General features: G+C 47.0%; 17 protein-coding genes. 9 read left to right on the top strand and 8 right to left on the bottom strand.

Annotation, left to right across the window (positions count from 1 at the left end; genetic code table 11):
- The first annotated feature begins 123 nt into the window (after window positions 1–123).
- Genes MHB82_RS22730 through MHB82_RS22720 form a run of 3 tightly spaced genes read left to right on the top strand, consistent with a single transcriptional unit; the run spans window position 124 to window position 2,302 of the window.
- A complete protein-coding gene (locus MHB82_RS22730) occupies window positions 124–597 on the top strand; it encodes a GreA/GreB family elongation factor (protein WP_341175905.1) in 474 nt (157 codons plus the stop codon).
- Window positions 587–1,093 (top strand): cation:proton antiporter regulatory subunit, encoded by a 507-nt coding sequence (locus MHB82_RS22725; protein ID WP_341175904.1) that lies wholly within the window; start codon window positions 587–589, stop codon window positions 1,091–1,093. Before MHB82_RS22730 ends, MHB82_RS22725 begins: the two co-directional genes overlap by 11 nt.
- Before the next feature lie 3 nt (window positions 1,094–1,096).
- A complete protein-coding gene (locus MHB82_RS22720) occupies window positions 1,097–2,302 on the top strand; it encodes a cation:proton antiporter (protein ID WP_095359650.1) in 1,206 nt (401 codons plus the stop codon).
- A 126-nt stretch (window positions 2,303–2,428) separates the two neighbouring features.
- Here MHB82_RS22720 and MHB82_RS22715 read toward each other — a convergent pair whose 3' ends face one another.
- On the bottom strand, window positions 2,429–3,307 hold the full coding sequence (locus MHB82_RS22715) for a PhzF family phenazine biosynthesis protein (RefSeq protein ID WP_341175903.1): 879 nt from the start codon (window positions 3,305–3,307) through the stop codon (window positions 2,429–2,431).
- Window positions 3,308–3,495: 188 nt separating this feature from the next.
- Between MHB82_RS22715 and MHB82_RS22710 the strand changes: the two genes are divergently transcribed.
- Both MHB82_RS22710 and MHB82_RS22705 read left to right on the top strand, forming a co-directional pair.
- A complete protein-coding gene (locus MHB82_RS22710; RefSeq protein WP_341175902.1) occupies window positions 3,496–4,422 on the top strand; it encodes an NADP-dependent oxidoreductase in 927 nt (308 codons plus the stop codon).
- A gap of 181 nt (window positions 4,423–4,603) precedes the next feature.
- Window positions 4,604–5,341 carry a cyclase family protein gene (locus MHB82_RS22705; RefSeq protein WP_341175901.1) on the top strand — a complete coding sequence of 246 codons (738 nt, stop codon included), beginning with the start codon at window positions 4,604–4,606 and terminating at the stop codon, window positions 5,339–5,341.
- A 129-nt stretch (window positions 5,342–5,470) separates the two neighbouring features.
- Here the strand turns inward: MHB82_RS22705 and MHB82_RS22700 are convergent, their stop codons facing one another.
- From MHB82_RS22700 to MHB82_RS22685, 4 genes are all read right to left on the bottom strand, one after another.
- Window positions 5,471–5,740 carry a hypothetical protein gene (locus MHB82_RS22700; RefSeq protein WP_341175900.1) on the bottom strand — a complete coding sequence of 90 codons (270 nt, stop codon included), beginning with the start codon at window positions 5,738–5,740 and terminating at the stop codon, window positions 5,471–5,473.
- An 85-nt stretch (window positions 5,741–5,825) separates the two neighbouring features.
- Entirely contained in the window at window positions 5,826–7,652 is a 1,827-nt protein-coding gene (locus MHB82_RS22695; RefSeq protein ID WP_341175899.1) for an ABC transporter substrate-binding protein, read from the bottom strand.
- A gap of 44 nt (window positions 7,653–7,696) precedes the next feature.
- Window positions 7,697–9,211, bottom strand: a complete 1,515-nt coding sequence (locus tag MHB82_RS22690; protein ID WP_341175898.1) for an ABC transporter permease — start codon at window positions 9,209–9,211, stop codon at window positions 7,697–7,699.
- A gap of 12 nt (window positions 9,212–9,223) precedes the next feature.
- Complete coding sequence (locus tag MHB82_RS22685; RefSeq protein WP_258377784.1) at window positions 9,224–10,642, bottom strand: ABC transporter permease; 1,419 nt, start codon at window positions 10,640–10,642, stop codon at window positions 9,224–9,226.
- A gap of 170 nt (window positions 10,643–10,812) precedes the next feature.
- On the opposite strand from MHB82_RS22685, the gene MHB82_RS22680 reads away from it, so the two are divergent.
- The gene (locus MHB82_RS22680) at window positions 10,813–12,558 is read left to right on the top strand and encodes an ABC transporter ATP-binding protein (RefSeq protein WP_341175897.1); all 1,746 of its coding nucleotides are present in this window, start codon (window positions 10,813–10,815) and stop codon (window positions 12,556–12,558) included.
- 112 nt (window positions 12,559–12,670) lie between these two features.
- Here the strand turns inward: MHB82_RS22680 and MHB82_RS22675 are convergent, their stop codons facing one another.
- From MHB82_RS22675 to MHB82_RS22665, 3 genes are all read right to left on the bottom strand, one after another.
- Window positions 12,671–13,450 (bottom strand): hypothetical protein, encoded by a 780-nt coding sequence (locus MHB82_RS22675; RefSeq protein WP_095359643.1) that lies wholly within the window; start codon window positions 13,448–13,450, stop codon window positions 12,671–12,673.
- 110 nt (window positions 13,451–13,560) lie between these two features.
- Window positions 13,561–14,322 carry a LuxR C-terminal-related transcriptional regulator gene (locus MHB82_RS22670; RefSeq protein ID WP_341175896.1) on the bottom strand — a complete coding sequence of 254 codons (762 nt, stop codon included), beginning with the start codon at window positions 14,320–14,322 and terminating at the stop codon, window positions 13,561–13,563.
- An 18-nt stretch (window positions 14,323–14,340) separates the two neighbouring features.
- Window positions 14,341–15,405, bottom strand: a complete 1,065-nt coding sequence (locus MHB82_RS22665; protein ID WP_341175895.1) for a suppressor of fused domain protein — start codon at window positions 15,403–15,405, stop codon at window positions 14,341–14,343.
- A gap of 148 nt (window positions 15,406–15,553) precedes the next feature.
- Here MHB82_RS22665 and MHB82_RS22660 point away from each other — a divergent pair, with 148 nt between their 5' ends.
- From MHB82_RS22660 to MHB82_RS22650, 3 genes are all read left to right on the top strand, one after another.
- Entirely contained in the window at window positions 15,554–15,847 is a 294-nt protein-coding gene (locus tag MHB82_RS22660; protein WP_341175894.1) for a hypothetical protein, read from the top strand.
- A 348-nt stretch (window positions 15,848–16,195) separates the two neighbouring features.
- Complete coding sequence (locus MHB82_RS22655) at window positions 16,196–17,653, top strand: glycoside hydrolase family 1 protein (protein WP_341175893.1); 1,458 nt, start codon at window positions 16,196–16,198, stop codon at window positions 17,651–17,653.
- Window positions 17,654–17,722: 69 nt separating this feature from the next.
- Complete coding sequence (locus tag MHB82_RS22650; protein WP_095289678.1) at window positions 17,723–19,147, top strand: glycoside hydrolase family 1 protein; 1,425 nt, start codon at window positions 17,723–17,725, stop codon at window positions 19,145–19,147.
- The last annotated feature ends 166 nt before the right edge of the window (window positions 19,148–19,313 follow it).

Below are 19,313 nucleotides of genomic sequence, written 5' to 3'. Positions count from 1 at the left end.
AAGATGGTAAGAAGGCCCCGGTTTCCGGGGCTTTTATCTAACCGAAGGAGGAAAACAGGATGATGAACAGCAACATGCGAATTGATGTGGAGAACAAAGCTTGTATAGGAGGTGAGATCTATTATGAACCATAGGTCTAACCTTCAACCTTGCAGAGAAATATTGGTGAAACAGCTGATTACATTGGGTGAAGAGAAAAGGACATTTCTCGACGCCTATTTTGACGTGCGTGAACCTGAACGGGTACAGATGGAGAAATTATTGTCTACTTACACCGGACATGTCCAGAAGCTGCTGCTCGGCCCGGATGAGCTTCTCCATTCCGTCGTACTTATTGGGAGCGAGATCCGATTTGACTACATTGATTTCCATACGTCGGATGAATTCAAGATTGTCATGCCTGACGAGGCAGATCCGGATGCAGGACGCATCTCCTTTCTCTCGCCTGTAGGACGTCAATTGCTGCTTAGCAGCAAAGGGGAAACGAGATCCGTTACGATCCCGGCTGGTTCCATGAGGGTGCGTATTACGGAAATCACTTGGAGTCGTGCATCCTTGAATCCGGTATCTTCAGGAGGTGTGGATCATGCACTTTAAAGAGACGGATTTACCGGGAATTGGACGCAAGTATTGGCTGCATACCCGTAGCGGGGAGCATTTGATTATCGTGATTCATAATGATGAGCGGCGCGATCTGTTTCACATGGAATCCGGAGACACGCCTGAAGAAGTGGGGGATATGGTGTCCCTTGTAACCTTGGATGACGAGGAAGCTCGGGCAGTCGCCGCCATCGTGGGAGGCATGACCTATAAGCCCAAGTTCCAGGATGAACGGGAAGTCATGCTTGAGGGCTTACTGATTGAATGGTTGCGAATCGAACCTCATTCACGAAGCATTGGAAGAACGATTGGGGAACTGGATATCCGCCAAGCGACGGGGGCTGTCATTCTTGCGGTGGTGGAGAAGAACAGGGGAAAACAGTTTAATCCGGGGCCAGAATACGCATTTACCTCTGGAGCTACCATTGTCGTTGCAGGAGAGCGGGATCAGATCAGGCAATTAAAACAGTTGTTATCCGATGGACGGTTGTAGCCTATGGATATGCTCATATTCGAAGTGGGAATTGCTGTTGCGCTGATTACACTTACGGGGCTAATATCTGCACGATTACGATTTTCGGTCATTCCGTTCTACATTCTGATCGGAATGGCGGTTGGACCGCATGCACCACAGATTGGTATTGTGGATTTGCGTTTCATCGAAAGCTCGGCATTTATTGAATTTATGGGCAGGCTTGGCATTTTGTTTCTTTTATTTTATCTTGGACTTGAATTTTCGGTCTCCCGATTGATGAAATCGGGCAAAGCCATATTGACCGGAGGCATGTTCTATGTAGGGCTTAATTTTGCTTCCGGTCTGCTGCTGGGTTGGTTCATGGAACTGCCGTTAAAAGAAACGCTGGTGGTGTGCGGCATCATGACCAGCTCTTCAACAGCGATTGTAGCCAAAGTACTCGTTGATCTGAAGCGCACGGCGAATCCTGAAACGGAGATTATTATGGGCATGATCATGTTTGACGATCTGTTCATTGCCATTCATATTTCGATCCTGACTGGCCTCGTTCTCAGCGGGGCGACCTCGTTCCTCAGTGTACTGCTGGTATCCTTGTCTGCGATGCTGTTTATTGTGCTGTTTCTGATCATTGGCCGGAAGAGCATCAAGTATATTGACAAGGCGCTGAATATCAAGTCATCCGAACTGTTTCTGCTTACCGTGATGACGTTGCTTTTTTTGGTTGCTGGTTTCTCGGAAACATTGCATGTTGCCGAGGCGATCGGTGCATTAATGATGGGGCTGGTACTCGGTGAATCGAGACATGCGAACCGGATTGAGCATCAGGTCATGCCGTTCAAGGACTTTTTTGGTGCGATCTTCTTTTTTAGCTTTGGACTGACCATTGAACCCTCCTCCCTTGGGGGAGCTGTCGGGATGACGATCATTGCGGTCATTTTAACGATTGCGAGCAATTATGGCGCAGGAATGATTGCAGGCAGAATGTCTGGAATGACGCCAAAGGCTTCACTCAAAGTAGGATTCACGCTGGTTTCCCGAGGAGAGTTCTCCATCATTATGGCGAACATTGGCAAGGCCGGAGGACTGATGGTTTCAATCCAGTCCTTTGCTGTGCTGTACGTGCTGATTCTGGCGGTACTGGGCCCGATCTTGACGAAGGAAGCGCCGTGGATCTATGGGCAGTATGAGCGTCTGAGAAATCGATTACGAAGGAAAGAGACAGGTTAGATTGGATTTTGGTAGCAGCGTCACACCATGGAGAGACTTCATCTCTCGGGTGTGACGCTTTTTTTTGGATTCCTATGCTACCAAGTACCGTAAGTGAGTAGGCGGGCAATGTGGGATATTTTTTGCCTAAGGGAGATGAATTTGAATATTCTCGATATGCACGGAGACACCGCCGATCTGAACTTGAGTGATCTCGTTGGAAGGACTAAGCGTTATTCTGCCTAGAATCCTGGAAGGACGGTTCATCGTGTACCCTTGTTTGATCATATATGTCTGATCATGGGGAGCTCGGAGTTGTTGATACTTATGCAGGTAACACAGCAATGCCCCATTGGATGTACCTGTGGCGCTCTCTTCCGGTATGTTGTACAGCGGGGCAAAGTTCCGACATTCGGCGAGGGCTGCATTATCCTGCGTTTCGAGTGCGAACACATGATAACCCACCACTTGATGTGCTTTGCTGATGTCGGAGATTTGCTGAAGGTTAGGATTAATGGTTGTCAAGACAACAGGATGCCTAACCGGAATTAAGATGTCGCGCAGCCCGGTAGATACGATCTGTACAGGCAAATCAGGGTGTAGGTCCTGCAGCGGAATCTGCAGAGAGTCCGCGATGTCCTGCCGGTTAACCAGCTCTCCAAACTGCGGAAGTGTCTGGGACAGATAGACGTCACCACCTTCCTCGACGGTTACTTCGAGAATTCCAGCAAGTGTATCAAGTGTATACTTGCCCACGTCAACCATCTGCTCTGCCTTCATGAGATAGAAGAGGGCCACTGTTGCATGTCCACATAGGTCAACTTCATGATTTGGAGTAAAGTAACGTATGTTGTAATCAGCTAAATTTGAAGGCATGACAAATGCCGTTTCGGAGAATCCGACTTGTCTGGCAATCTCCTGCATCTGCGACGCGGACAAATGCTCTGCCTGCAGAACGACCCCAGCGGGGTTACCTCCCTCAGTGATATCCGAAAATGCATGTAATGTGATTACCTCAATATCCATTTTGTTTTCCCTCGCTTGTCCGTTAGTTCATGAAGAATGAGAATGTTCCTATTATAGCATGCTCGGTGGCTGGTTTTTGATGGAACGAGGACGGCGAGCGATTGATGATTCAAGGTCAAGTGAATGGCTGCAAAGGGTAATGAAGAAGGAGAGCACGCGATAATCCAATCGAAAGGCAGGGATTTGGTATGAAAGCTATTGTTATTGATAAGTTTGGTGGAGCGGAACAATTGAAGGAACAGGAAATACCCAAACCGACATGTGGAATCAATCAGGTGATCATCCAGATTCATGCAACCTCGGTGAACCCGGTCGACTTCAAAGTCAGACAAGGACATATGGAAGAAGCGGCTGACTCATTCCCTTTAATCTTGGGCGGGGATGCTGCGGGTATTGTGGCAGAGGTAGGATCCAATGTTACACAGTTCAGGGAGGGTGACCGAGTATTTGCCCGTCCGCGAAGCTTCGGAACCTATGCAGAATATGTGGCGGTAGATGCAGATATCATATCCCGTATTCCGGACAATCTGAGTTTTGAGGAGGCTGCAGCCATACCGCTTGCGGGCATGACAGCCTGGCAGGCACTTGTTGACCATGCGCATCTCGCCAAGGGGCAAAAGGTATTGATTCACGCGGGAGCAGGCGGTGTGGGGACTTATGCGATACAGATTGCCAAATATATTGGCGCTGAAGTGGCGGCCACAGCTAGCGAGTCAAATGAGGAGCTGCTTCGGTCCTTGGGCGTGGATCATTTTATCAATTATAAAACAGAAGATTTCTCGGAGATTCTCTCCGGGTATGATGTCGTGCTCGACACGATGGGTGGTGACATTCAGCGGGACAGCTTCAAGGTGCTGAAGCCCGGCGGACATCTGGTTTCGCTCGTGGAACAACCGGACGATAACCTTGCCAAGGAGGCAGGCGTAACCGCTAATGTATTCATGATGGAACCGAAAGGGGAGCAGCTGGATCAACTGGCGAAGCTCGCCTTCGAGGGAAAACTCAAACCTGTGATAGACGAGACGTATGATTTAAGTGAGCAGGGACTTCGGGAGGCACATGAAAAGAGTGAATCGCATCATGCACGCGGTAAGCTGGTCATTCGTGCGCAATAGGTTTCAACGATTAAGGACCAGTGATATTCCACTAAAATCAGGAGTCTGAATCATGGCCATCTTCCGTTTGGGAAGGTGGCTGTTTCATGGATGACGGGAGAAGCAGAAGCAGATTCCCATATGTGGAGGTTTAAGCTATAATAGTAGAAATTTATTCCATTCTGCGTATGAGGTGATCCAATTGTCCAACGAACTCATCCAAGCCATTCAACTGTTAAAAGAAAAGAAGTGGGTTGATCTGACCCATACGTTCGGTCCAGAATCACCGCATTTCTCTGCTTTTGATGCTGCCGAGTTTGATACGCTGTTTAATCACGACCAAGGCTTTTTCGCTCAGAGCTTCAAATTCCCTGGCCAGTACGGCACCCATCTGGATGCACCGATTCATTTTGTGCGTGACACGCGTTATCTGGATCAGCTAGGTCTGAAGGAACTTGTGCTGCCGCTGGTGGTCATTGACCAGTCTGCTGCCGTGGCGAGCAATCCGGACTTTACGCTGGATGTCGAACATATTCTTGAATTCGAAAAGGAACATGGGGTTATTGAAGAAGGCAGCTTCGTGGCACTTCGTACCGATTGGAGCAAACGCTGGCCCAATCATGAAAAGTTCGACAACAAGGATGCAGAAGGCAACAGCCATGCACCCGGTTGGTCGGTTAGTGCATTGATGTTTTTGTTCGAAGTACGCAAAATCAAGGCCATTGGTCATGAAACCTTCGATACCGATTCAGCTGTGGACTATCAGAAAAATGGCGCACTTCTCGCGGAATATTATGTGCTTGCTCAGGATACATATCAGGTAGAGTTGTTAACCAATCTGGACCAGGTGCCAGCAAAAGGTGCAGTGATCTTCAACATTGTACCCAAGGCCGAAAAGGCTTCCGGATTCCCGGTTAGATCCTTTGCCATTTTGCCTTGATGCAGCAGCTCTCAGATGAAATCAAGTTCTATAGAAAGTAAGTGTCCAATTAAAATACAATTCCTAATTACTAGATCAATGCTCATATGTAAACGTAAGGGAGGCACGCGTTGCCTCCTTTTTTATGTCTTACTTTTGATCCGAATGGATATTCGGATTGAATCTTTGTGAGATTTTCTTCTCTGCTTTCTTGCGCCGAATCCAGCGCTTAAGTATGTTCTGCTGCTTTCTTTCTTCCAGTGTCTCTTTCATGCCTTGAATCATGAATTCGGATCTTCGTCTATCATCCCGACTAATCTCGCGTAATTCTTTAATAAATTTGTCGTCCATATCTGCCTCTCGCTCATTCAGGATAACACCATTATACCGAACGTACGTTCTTTTATCAAGTTTTACCATTAACCTGCTTGCAATCTGCATGATATGAAAACGGCTGCCGACAGAACCCTGGAGTGATTCTGTCAGCAGCCGTTTATGCATTTATTTACTTGGATGCGTTGTAATTGCTCAAGAACTCTTTTACTTTGGCCGGATCAGACTTCAATTCATTCCCGGTCTGAACGAGCGGACTTACTGTAGAGTAGGCTTTGAGCTTGTTGTTCTTATAGAACTGCAGAATCTCATCCTGATTGATGGAGTACAGCACGGCCTTTCTCAAGTCACTGCTCTTCGCTACATCTCTATTCTTGGTGTTAAACAGCAGATAGGAAACCGCGTTGCTCGGAATGCTCTGCAGCTTCAACTTGCTGTCACTTTCAATGATGTCATACTTCGTTTCAGGTACTCCGTAATACAAATGAATCTCACTGCTGCGAAGCGCAGACAGCGCACTGTCAGCATCCGCGATGAAGCGAACGTTTACCTGCGAAATTTTCGGTGCATATTCTGATCCTTTGCGGTATCCGGGATTTTGGTAGAATACGCCCTCATAGTCATTTTTGTAAGCCAGGATGTAAGGTCCGCTTGCATACAGCGTGTTGTTGTAGGAAGCACCCTCTGTAACCGTGTTCTGATCACCGTAAGGAATATCCTTGTTTACGTCAAAAGAAGCTACGTCATAAGTGTTGATGCTCTCCACCTGTTTTTTGGACACGATCCCTGCAGATTGGTGAGCAAGGTAGTTCAGCACTTGAGGGAAAGGCTCCGTTGTGGTTAGTTTTACGACCTGATATTTTCCTGCATTATTATCCGCTTTTGTTTTGTCAGAGACGAGTTCGGTAATTTTGGAATCGAGTCCTTGCTCGAGAGCGTCTTTGATGGTTCCATTACCGCCGGATTGCTGGATGGATTCCAGGGTGCTCAGGTCGGTTACCAGCTCAGCTTCTTTGATATGCTCGTGCAAGCTGTAAGTCCGGTGATCCGGAACAGAGTCTTTATTTTTGGCACGGTCCAGAGAGAAGATGACGTCATCGGCACCAACGCGCTCCCCGGTATCTACTGCCTTTTTGTTTTCAATCTTTGCAAAGTTAATATCGTCTCTCAGAATGAAATAATACTCCGAATTCCCTTCAGCGATGCTGAAATTGTGTGAAAGTGATCCTTCGGGCGTTAGTTGATCATCATCCGTGAGGTTTACAAGACGAACATACATATTGGTGTTCAATTGGTTGATGGAGCCGTCGTTTCCTTTGATCGGGTCAAGGGAAGTCAGCACGGAAGCACTTTGAGTCAGGATCAGTGGATCTTTCGTATTTTTGGAACTGTCTTTGAATTCAATGGGTTCCCAAGCCATGGCACGGGATTTGGACAGGCGCACCGTATCCGGATTCAGGATGTCCTGATTCACGGCCTGACTTTTCAGGGAAATGTACAATGGAGCGATGTAGGCTTGATCGGTTACCAGGCGGTCCTCCAATTGTTTGTACGTTTCCTTGTATTCTTCGGGTGTTTGGGTAGCTGCGGCGTCAATGAGTTTATCGATCTCTTCATCCGCCAGAATGCTGTAGTCACCACCGGTTTTGAAAAGGGAACGAACGGCATAGTCCGGGTTACCGGTTACTGTTGTCCAGCTGGAGAGAGCAATATCATAGTTGCCTGCGTCCTGTTGGGATTTGTAGCTGCCGTAATCCGGCTGCAGATTCAGCTTCACATTGAAGCCGTTTTTGGTCAGCTGATCACGGATGATATTAACATCATTTTCGGAAGAACTTTGGGCGAGTAACTCAATGTCGACTGGAGCCTGATTCTGAGTGTTCTCTGCTGGCGAAGTCTGGGCCGTCTCCGATTGGGTTTCGGACTTGGTCTTCACGCTGCAGCCCGAAATCACGATGACGAGAATAAGCAGCAATGAGATCAACGAACGTTTTTTCATGGGATAACCTCCTGGATAATTTTGAATGGAATGATGGTTTTGAATTAAGCCTTTACCAATTTGGGATCAAGTGCGTCGCGCAGACCATCACCGAGAAAGTTGAATGACAGAACGAGCAGAATGATAGCCAGCCCAGGATAAATGGCGAGATACGAGTGCGTTTCCAGATATGTACTGCCCAGCTTGAGAATGTTGCCCCATTCCGGGATATGTGGTTCGACACCCAGTCCCAGATAGCTCAGGCTGCTGGTCGCAATGACCGCTCCGCCAATCGTAAGCGTGGATTTGATGATCATTGGTGCAAGCGAGTTGGGAATGATGTGTTTGAAAATGATGGAACGGTTGTTATAGCCGAGTGCACGCGCAGCCTCCACGAATTCAAAGGTAGAAACATACAGGACACTGGCTCTCATGGTACGTGCATAAGTCGGGATCGATCCCAGACTGAGGGCCAGAATCAGATTGACCGTATTGGCACCAAATGCCGCAATGATGGCAATGGCCAGCAGGATGCCCGGAATGGCATAGAGGACATCGAGCAGCCGCATGATGATATTGTCTGTGTGTCTTCCATAGAATCCGGAGAAGGCCCCAAGTACTCCACCAATGATTACAGGAATAATGGTCGACAGGCAGCCTACGATCAACGAGATGCGGGCACCAAATATGATTCGGGAGAACAGGCATCGCCCGAAGTCATCCGTCCCGAGTGGATAAGCCAGGGATGGCGGCTGCAGCAGGGCGGAATAGTTGTTTTCGACCGCCATGCTGTAATCAAAGGTGAAGAAACTGCAGATCGAGATGGAAAATAGAAAGATGATAAAAAACATGCCGGACATTGCTGTTACGTTAGGAGCCAGTCGGTCCCAGAGGTCGTTCCAGAAGTTTGATTTCTGTTTCCCTTGTCTCCGGTAGCGACCCATGATGGAAATGCCGAGCAGCAGTGCAAATACGTTTCCTGTGGCCGAGGTCAGGATCAGCAGGATGCTGACAGCAACCATCCAGCGTGGGATGACCGAAGCAGCAGTATACTGGGCTACAATCGTCAAAACGACCAGGTCAATGACCAGAATGAATAGCAAGGCGGCCATGGCTGGCAAAAACGTATCTGATACATAGGGTTTGAACATATTGAGCGCCGATACGCCAATAACGAATAGCTGCGTCAGCAGCATATAGACCGCAAAGGTGTACTCCACTTGCTTTGCTTTTATGATCAGGTGAAACGCCGCTGTGACGATGAAAATATTGCCAGAGCAGATGGCCAGCAACTGAACCCAAGCCAGCCTGCGGGTTAATGCTGAGATATGTCCTTGTTTGGTCAAGTCTTTTCGGATGAGCAGCATCAGAATACTCTGAATGATCGTGAAAAAAAGATAGATACAAAGTGCAGTCAACAGAAAGGGTCTGAATTCTTGCCTGCCCAGGTCATAACTGTTAAACAGCAGTAATACCGTCAATAGAAGAGAAGTAACCCACGCAAAGCTGGCCTGACTGTATTCTGGTGAAGACTTAAGCCGGAAACGCACTTCTTGTGTTAAGGAAACCGAATTTGTCATATTGCACCTGCTTTAATATTGTTTCATCTTGGAACGTACTCTTGGATCGATAAATGCGTACAATAGATCTACGATCACATTAATGATGGAAATGGTAATCGCTGTATACACTACTCCGCCCATAATACTCGGAATATCGGGAATAAACTGTTTATCCACAATGTAACTGCCGAGTCCGCTAATATTAAATACTTTCTCCGTTACGGCCGCTCCACCGAGCATCCCTCCGAATTGCAATCCAACGACCGTTACGATTGGAATCAACGCATTGCGTACCGCATGTTTCAGCAGAACACTCCGTTCACTGAGTCCTTTGGCGCGAGCCGTCATCACGTAATCTTCGTGAATAACCTCCAGCGTGGAAGAACGGGTCATTCGGGCCACTGCAGCCGTTAATCCTGTTCCCAGAACAATGGTTGGCATGATGATGGACAGCCAGTTCTGAGGATTGAAGGTCGCGGGAAGCCACTGCATTTTAATAGAAAAGTTCAGGATGAAGATCAGTCCCTGCCAGAAGTTCGGAATCGACAATCCGATCAGAGCAATAAACATAAAAGTGTAATCAAACAGCGAATTAGGCTTGATCGCCGAGATGATCCCGATGGGAAGTGCGATGACAAGGGCAAGCAGTAGAGAAATGACTGCGAGTGTCAGTGTAATCGGAAACTTTCTGGCTATGGTCGCTGTCACATCCTCATTTCCCGAGAAGGATTTGCCCAGATCAAACAGTGCGATTCCCTTAATATTGTTCCATAGCTGAACGAGATAAGGCTGATCCAGACCGTATACGTGATTAAAGGCTGCAATCTGTTCCTGTGTCGCTGTCTCTCCAAGAATGTTGGCTGCAGGGTTGAACGGAGACAGATACAAGATGGTAAATACGAGGGTAGCTACACCCAAAATGACGAACAGGGTCATCAGTATTCTTTCGAATATGTACTTTAGATAAGGATTGCCATAGATCCATAGTATGACGTACATCAGACAGCCAGGAATGATAGATAGAGCCACAAACCAGGGTTTATCCAGCAGTGCACGAAACGTGTCGGCCATGGTCAGGCGCTGTTCTCCATGTTCCTGCAGCCTGCGTGACGTTCGTTCATACAACTCTTTCTGATATGTTTCCTCCAGCCACTGCTCAGTCTGACGCTTGAATTCTGTTTCACTGACCTGCTGCTGGAAGAAGCGATGTTTGCGTCTCAGCTGTTCTTCTACTATGGTTCGAAGCTTATCCCGGTAAGAAGAAGAGTGCATCTCCTGTTCTACAGCTCGCTGAGCGGTTTGCCATCCATCCTTTTGGCGTCTGGATTGCCACACCAGAAGCACAATCAGATTGATCGGCAGCCCGAGAATAAACAGCACATATCGGTAGGAGGGATGAAGCAGCATTTTGCCATAAATGAAACTCAGATTCTGTGCAAGCCGTGACATTTTGCCGCCTACTGCAAGATTCAAACCGAGCAAACCTCCCTTCATTCAGGTTTAAATTGCATTATTCCGATTGATATAGTATATATTATTTAGGGTCTATTCAATTGTCAAGGTATGGAATTCTGTACATATTATGAAACGCGTAAATATGAAGGAAAGCAGGTGTTTGTATGCAGCCTTTACTGAAAGTTAGTGATTTGTCAGTCTCTTTTCATTCCGGAGAGAATGAGTTTCAGGCGGTACGGGATGTCAGCTTCGAGGTTCGGAAAGGGGAAACGCTTGGGATTGTTGGAGAATCGGGAAGCGGCAAAAGCGTAACAGCCCGTTCCATTATGAGGCTGCTTGCTTCTCCTCCTTCTCAGATGAAGCAGGGAGAGATTTTGTTTCGTGGAGTCAATCTGGCGACCAAAACGCAAAAAGAGATGGAAAGCATCCGCGGCCGCGACATCGGCATGATTTTCCAGGATCCCATGAGTTCGCTTAATCCGACCATCAAAGTTGGAAAACAAATCTCCGAAAGTCTGATCAAGCATCAGAAGCTGTCACGTCGGGAAGCGAAAAAGCAAGCCATCGCCATGCTCGAACTGGTTGGCATATCACGGAGTGAGGTGCGCTACAATCAGTATCCGCACGAGTTCTCGGGAGGCATGCGTCAGCGGGTAATGATCGCCATAGCACTTGCTTGCCGCCCTGAGCTGCTGATTGCCGATGAACCAACGACTGCGCTCGACGTGACCATCCAGGCGCAAATTCTGAATTTGATGAAAGACATGCAGGAACGGCTGGGGACGTCCATTATACTGATTACACATGATCTGGGGGTTGTGGCCGGAATGTGTGACCGCGTCGCGGTCATGAAAGAGGGACAGATCGTGGAATCCGGGACAACGGCGGAGATCTTCGCGAATCCGAAACACGAATATACGTCCAGACTCCTGAATGCCTTGCCGCGGTTGGATGAGAAGAAGAAACCCAAACCGGTTTCACTGTTCCCTAAGGATCTAAAAGATGATCAGCCTCTGCTTGAGGTGAAATCCCTGCGGCAGCATTTTAATCTTGGCAAAGGCAATACGCTGAAGGCAGTGAATGATATCAGCTTTTATATCCGCCAGGGCGAGACATTGGGGGTTGTCGGAGAGTCTGGCAGCGGCAAATCCACGACAGGGCGTGCCATCTTGAGACTGCATGAACCGACTGGCGGGGATGTCTTGTTCAAAGGGGTTCCACTAAACCGGCTGTCCGCTTCGGAAATGAAAACGATGAGACGGCATATGCAGATCATCTTCCAGGACCCCTACGCCTCATTGAACCCGAAATTGAGAATTATGGACATTATCGGGGAGGCGCTTGATATTCATCAGTTGACCAAGACAACAGCGGAGAGAGAGAAGCGGGTGGAAGAGCTGCTGGAAATGGTGGGGCTTGATCCATCCCATGCGCTGCGGTACCCTCACGAATTCTCTGGCGGTCAGAGACAGAGAATTGGGATTGCGCGCGCACTCGCTGTGGAACCGGAGTTTATTGTGTGCGATGAGCCGCTGTCTGCGCTCGATGTGTCCATACAGGCGCAGATCGTGCAGCTGCTTGAGGAATTGCAGCAGCGGCTTGGTTTGACGTATCTTTTTATTGCACATGACTTGTCCATGGTCAAACATATCAGTGATCGTGTGGCTGTGATGTATAACGGTAAAATCGTTGAGCTTGCTGAGAGTGAAGAGCTCTATTCCAATCCACAGCATGCGTATACGAAATCTCTTCTCTCTGCAATTCCGGTCCCTGATCCGGCTGTGGAAGCGAAGAAAAAACGCACAGTGTATGAAGAAAACAGCAGGGAGCAGCTAGCCGATCGTTACAATCTGGAGCAGTCCAAGTGGGTCGAAGTAACGGAAGGGCACTGGGTGGCCGTTTCTGGTTAGAACGGATCAGAGTAATCAAACAAGCAGGCACAAAAAAATAACCCCGTCAGTGATCTGTGCAAGATCAACTGTACGGGGTCCTTTATACGTTTGTTTTAGGTTGTGGACTTTATTATTTGAATTGCACCGATTTCTTGATGTTGTCAATCTCGGCTTTGCTTGCATCATCCAAATACGTGAAGATGAAGTTGAAGGCATAACCTTCAATGATGGTGCTGTAGTAATCTTGTGTAATGGTTGTGCCGTCACCAGCATCCATTGTGATTTGCATAACATCCATCTCTTTACCACCGATCGTTTCGGTTGCGATATCTTTATATTCATAAGGGAACTGGCTGTCGACCATGAATTTCTTGGTTGCTTCCAGGTAGTCTTTACCCGTGCGAATCCCTTGCAGCAGGCTGACCTTCTCGGCAATGGCCATAGCGGAAGGACCCACTTCCTGACCACCCAGTGGCAATTCCGAAGCCATCAATAGGTTCAGTGTTTTTGTCTGGGACAGTTCAAGCTGTTTTTTCTTCGTATCATCGTCACCGGCAATGGCATCCGAAGAAGCACTTGTCAGCTCGTTCATTCCTTCTGCATCCTGGAACTCCCATTGCTCAGGGAATTTCAATGATACACCGAAGTAGTCATTCGTGTAGGAACCTTTTTCGGTTGTACCCAGTTCCACGTTTGCTGAATTGTCTTCCTCAGCTGCTGCGTCAGTCGACGTTTCCGTACTTTCAGTATCCTCAGTCTTGGCGGTATCCGTGTCTGTAGCGGCTGCAGTTTCTGTTTTAGTCGTGTCTTCCGTTTGAGCGTTGTTATCTGCCTTGTCACCGCAAGCGGCTGCAACAAGCATCATCATGATGAGCATAGTGAATAAAGACGTTTTTTTTGTGATAGACATAAAACCCTCCTGAAATAAATGTGTGTGTTCTCTCTCTGTAATGTTGCGTACTCCAAAATTGTAGCACAAACGTTCTTCTTTACCACCTATAGGAAACTATAGGGGTCCCTCTATAAATAAGACAATCGGCTTGCAATTGAAACAGCTTCTGTGCTGGATTGCACACCTAATTTGTTGAAGATCACTTTTTTGTGGTGATTCACGGTGCATTCCTTGATTTTTAATTTCAAAGCAATGGCCTTAACGGTTAACCCTTTTGAGATCATTTCAAGGATGGTTAACTGACGCTCAGTGAAATCCACAGAAGGTTTCTCCGAAGGAACGGATGACATTAGGCTCTGGTAGCTGTTCTGCATATGGGCAGGAATGAGCTTAGCAATGGCGATTAATTCACTTTGCATATCTGCGTTAATGGTGGACACATCCAGATAACCGGAATGGTTCAGTCCTACAGAGAGAGGCGTAGCGTAACAATGCCATTGTTGAAAAAGCGGGCTCTCATGCTGCTCTGGTGGCAGCAATACCGGTTCGTTTTTTTCCATGGTGGCCGAGATGGCGTTGATTCCGCAGCTCTGTGCAGTGAAAATCATGCCTGGACGAATCGGAGACTGCTTCACTTCATCCTCCAGATCATGGCTGTAATCCATGGCGAGCAGCACGCCATCCGCATCCGTAAGCAGAAACAGATAGGTGCTGGACAGGTTCTCCCGGATATCCGATAGACTGCGCTGGAAGGCACTGATCAGAAAATGATTGATTTTGCGCAATCTTTCCAGACTGGTCCTGGAAATATATTTAATATGAGCCATGCCGGATCTAGGTGCACTGATGTCAGACCAATGTTCCAGCAAGGCCGTTGTAGTGACAGACATGATATTACCTCCTTACATTTAACCGATGGTTTCTACGACGCGACCTTCCTGGTCGGTAATTTCAGTTCGGACTATTCGGATAAGCAAACCGGGAAGAGAAGGTAACTCGAATGTCATTTCCGAAGGTTTAAGATGAGCTGTTAGTTCGTTTACTGTCTGTTCATTCACGGTTACGTTGATTTTGGTCTCTTCTTCATGAAAAGAAGCATTTTCTCCGGCCTCGAAGGTGATATTTACTCCTGAACCTACAAGTGATAACGGAGCACCTTTTGCAATGCGGCTGCGCAGTATTTTTCCAATCAGAACCGCCTGTTTGGCTCCAAGCTGAAGTTCGGCGGGCACATTTTTTTGCAGCAATCTTTTGCGGGAAGGCGTCCAAGCCAGTTGTTGTATGAACAAAAATGCCGTGCTGGAGCCTTCAAGCTCAATTCCACGCTGAACCGCCTGCCCTACCGATGGAATATCCACATAGGAGTTACGCATGAGATCCGTGACATATTTGGGCATGAAAGGTTCGCATGATTTGAGGAATCCGCGAGTATTCCATGTCTGCATCGTTTCCAGTTCACGTCCGGTGATTCCGACCATCTGAATAAACTCCATTGTGCCGTTAGGGGTGGACAGCTGCTTCAGATCCGGGTCTTCAATGAAGGAAAGGGCGGTCAGCAAGGTATCAGAGCCCAGACAGATCGGTCCATTGGCATCCAAGTAGTCGCCTGCGCGAAATACGTTTCCGCTATTGAAGACATACCGCCCCATATTCTGTAACAAGTTCAGGGCCCAAGCGGGAGGTTCAGTCTCATCCTCTGTTCGGGTAAGCCGAAAGGTCAGTTCGAATCCATATCCACTGTGCTCTGGATCATTGGTTTCTTTGTCATATAGTTCGGAGAATCCGTACGTTACAAAATGCCAATGAGGCGTTGGTTGTTCCACTTTATAGGCACTGATTCCATCCAGAGGGTCAGGTCCTCCGAGCGCATAAGGGATGGCTGTGCCATAATGTTTGGGTTCCTGCTCCCCATAAAGTTCGTTAAATGCTGTATCAATGGCATCCCAGCCGGCTGTGCTTGCTTCATCAGTCATGATGGGTTCCTCCTTCATGTTCCAATTTCCCAAAAAAACATTTAAAATTAAGTTTACCTTTCTCAATTATCGTTTCAAGCGGCTTAAGGCTGAATTATGTCAGATAGGACTTCGGGGTACCAAATCGCATTTCAGGGAGGTAATTTACATGAGTATGAAAGATATCTTTCTTGCAGAATTCAACCAGGAGAATTGGGACTCATTTGTTATGTGCTTTGCCGATCGCTTTTTGCAGATTGATCCCAAACTGGTGGAAAGCGCGAAACAAAAGGGGATTCCGGCAGATATATGTCAGGTGCTTTTATGCGAAATGGGTGAGTATGGACTGGAATGGGTGTGCAAAAAGGTGCCTGCTTTAGGCGACCAAAGTCCTGCAAGCTATCTGGGTCATACAGACGGTGCAAATGCATTAAGAGCAGCCATTATGCAAATGCCGCGTTGAAGTTCTTCTATATAAATGGAGTGTCACGTGGTGAAGTTGATTTTAAAATATAGATATGTTACGCTTACATCACGAGAGAAAACAACAGAATAATCAATACATCGTTTGATGGATTGTTACTGCGAAGACAGGCAAAACCTAAACTGATGGTGAAATGAAAGCTCCTTTTTTGGGCGCTATTTTACCTTGAGTTTAGGTTTTTCTTGTTTTCTGGCCTATTTTGGGTCCATAGTTCAGGAACAACCTCAATTGAATCTATTGATTACCGTGTTGGTTTGCTCGAAATAGGACATTCTATCTTTCTGACTTGTCATTACAAAATAAATTGTTGAAAAGAGGTTGTTGTTCATGACTACGGCAAAAAAAGGTTTCCCTGAAAACTTCCTATGGGGCGGCGCTACTGCTGCCAATCAATTGGAGGGTGCATTTGATAAGGACGGCAAAGGTCTATCCACAGCAGATATGATCGCCCATGTTCCCAAAGAGAAACGTACGAGCGGACATGCGATGGAAATCTCCTCTTCCCGCATCGAAGAGATTCTGTCAGGCAAAATTGAAGAGCGTTTCCCGAAACGTTTTGGTATCGATTTCTATCATCGTTTCAAGGAAGACATCGCTTTGTTTGCCGAAATGGGCTTCAAAGTATTTCGCTTGTCCATTCACTGGGCGCGCATTTTCCCGAATGGTTACGATCAGGAGCCGAATGAAGCAGGTCTGAAATTCTATGACGAAGTCTTCGATGAACTTTTGAAATACGGCATTGAGCCGCTGGTAACCTTGTCTCACTACGAAACTCCGCTTGGTCTGACACAGAAGTACAATGGCTGGGCTGGCCGTGAAGTTATTGGGCACTACGTAAGATATGCAGAAACGGTATTCAACCGATATAAAAACAAAGTGAAATACTGGCTGACTTTTAACGAAATCAACGTCATGCTGTTCAGCCCGTACACTGGCGGCGGCATTCTGATCGATAAAGTAGACAACAAATTGCAAACGACATATCAAGCGCTGCATCACCAATTCGTAGCAAGTGCAATGGTAACAAAACTTGCGCATAAGATCATGCCTGGTTCCCAAGTGGGCTGTATGCTTGCTCGCATGGAGACATATCCGGCGACTTGCAACCCCGTAGATGTTCGTCTGGCTCAACACGAGAACCAGATCAACCTCTTCTTCACGGATATGCACGCTCGTGGTAAATATCCGAACTACATGGCACGTTATTTTGAAGAGAACAACATCGTGATTCAAAAAGAAGCTGGCGATGATGAAATCTTGCTGAACAACACGGTCGATTTCATCTCCTTCAGCTACTACATGTCCGTGACCAAATCAGCTTCTGCTGACCTGGAAGAAACTGCAGGCAACTTGGCTGGCGGTGTGAAAAACCCTTATTTGGAAGCTTCTGACTGGGGTTGGGAGATCGATCCAATCGGCCTGCGCATAACGCTGAACAACTTCTGGGATCGTTACCAAAAACCATTGTTCATCGTTGAGAATGGTCTTGGAGCTTATGACAAAGTAGAAGAAGATGGTTCGATTCATGACTCCTATCGTGTGGATTACCTGAAAAAACACATTGAACAAATGAAGGAAGCCATCAAGGATGGTGTGGATCTGATCGGATTTACGGCTTGGGGTCCAATTGACCTGGTTAGCATGTCCACTTCCGAAATGTCCAAACGATACGGCTTCATCTACGTGGATCTGGACGATGAAGGTAACGGAACCCTTGAACGTTCCAAAAAGGATTCTTTTGACTGGTACAAAAATGTGATTGCAAGCAATGGTGAACAGCTGTAATACAGGTTCGGATAGCTTGAACGCTTCTGACAAACAATGAATAGACACGATAAGAGAGGAATGATTGAGATGACAACACCATTTCCTAAGGACTTTCTATGGGGCGGCGCGGTAGCCGCCAACCAGCTTGAAGGAGCTTATAATACGGATGGCAAGGGATTGTCTGTCCAAGATGTGATGCCTCACGGGATCACAACGCCAAGAACAGAAGGTCCTACGGAAGATAACCTGAAATTGATCGGTATCGATTTCTACAACCGTTACAAAGAGGACGTAAAACTGTTTGCCGAAATGGGCTTCAAAGTGTTCCGTACATCCATTGCCTGGTCCCGAATCTTCCCTAAAGGGGACGAGCTGGAGCCCAACGAAAAAGGTCTGCAATTTTACGATGACCTGTTCGATGAGTGCCATAAATACGGGATTGAACCCCTAGTAACGATCTCTCACTATGAGACACCGCTGCATCTGTCCAAAACGTATGACGGCTGGGTTAACCGCAAAATGATCGAGTTTTACGAGCGGTATGTAACCGTTCTGTTCAACCGGTTCAAAGGCAAAGTAAAATACTGGCTGACCTTTAATGAAATCAACTCCATTTTGGAGGAGCCATTCATGAGCGGCGGGATATATACTCCAAAAGATCAATTGAGCAAGCAGGATCTGTATCAGGCGATTCACCATGAGTTGGTGGCAAGTGCACTGGCTGTTAAACTGGGTCATGAAATTATGCCGGAAGCCAAAATTGGCTGTATGGTTCTGAGTATGCCAACGTATCCGCTGACTCCGAATCCGGATGATGTGGTTGCAGCGATGCATGCAGAACAACGCAATGACATTTTTGCCGATATCCACGCACGTGGGTACTATCCAAAATACATTAACCGTTATTTCAAAGCGAATAATATCAATATTAAGTTCGAAGACGGAGATGCGGAAATTCTGAAGCATACGGTCGACTTCATCTCGTTCAGCTACTATGTAAGTATCTGTGAAACTGGCGATCCGCAAAAACGCATTGAAGGAAAAGGAAATCTGTTTGCAGGGGTTCAAAACCCTTACCTCAAAGCAAGTGAATGGGGCTGGCAGATCGATCCGCAAGGTCTGCGTGTGACGCTGAACAAATACTGGGATCGATACCAAAAACCATTGTTTATCGTGGAGAACGGGCTGGGTGCCGTGGATGAACTGATCACGGACGAGAACGGCAATAAAACGGTAAATGACGATTATCGCATTCAATATCTGAATGACCACTTGGTGCAGGTAGGTGAAGCGCTTGAAGATGGTGTCGAAGTTATGGGCTACACTTCATGGGGCTGTATCGACCTGGTTAGTGCATCGACTGCAGAGATGAAGAAACGTTACGGATTTATCTATGTGGACCGCAACAACGACGGAACTGGTTCATTGGAACGGTATAAGAAAAAATCGTTCCATTGGTACAAAGAAGTTATTAGTACTAATGGTGCAAGCTTGAAAGGCATTAACGAATAATAGTGGTTCAAAAGGCATGGTTGACAGGCATCTTCTCGTGTCATAATTAGTCGCATTAACCGCTTTCACAAAAACATTGTCATATAGATATTTATATGGTAAGATGGGCCTAAGGCTAATGAATAACTGGATTGTTACTGTTCAATCAGGCAAAACCAGAAGCAGG

The organism is Paenibacillus sp. FSL K6-2862 (assembly GCF_038005125.1).
Taxonomy (GTDB): domain Bacteria; phylum Bacillota; class Bacilli; order Paenibacillales; family Paenibacillaceae; genus Paenibacillus; species Paenibacillus illinoisensis_A.
Note: the sequence above shows the minus strand (reverse complement) of the source record. Positions and strands in the feature narration are given on the sequence as shown.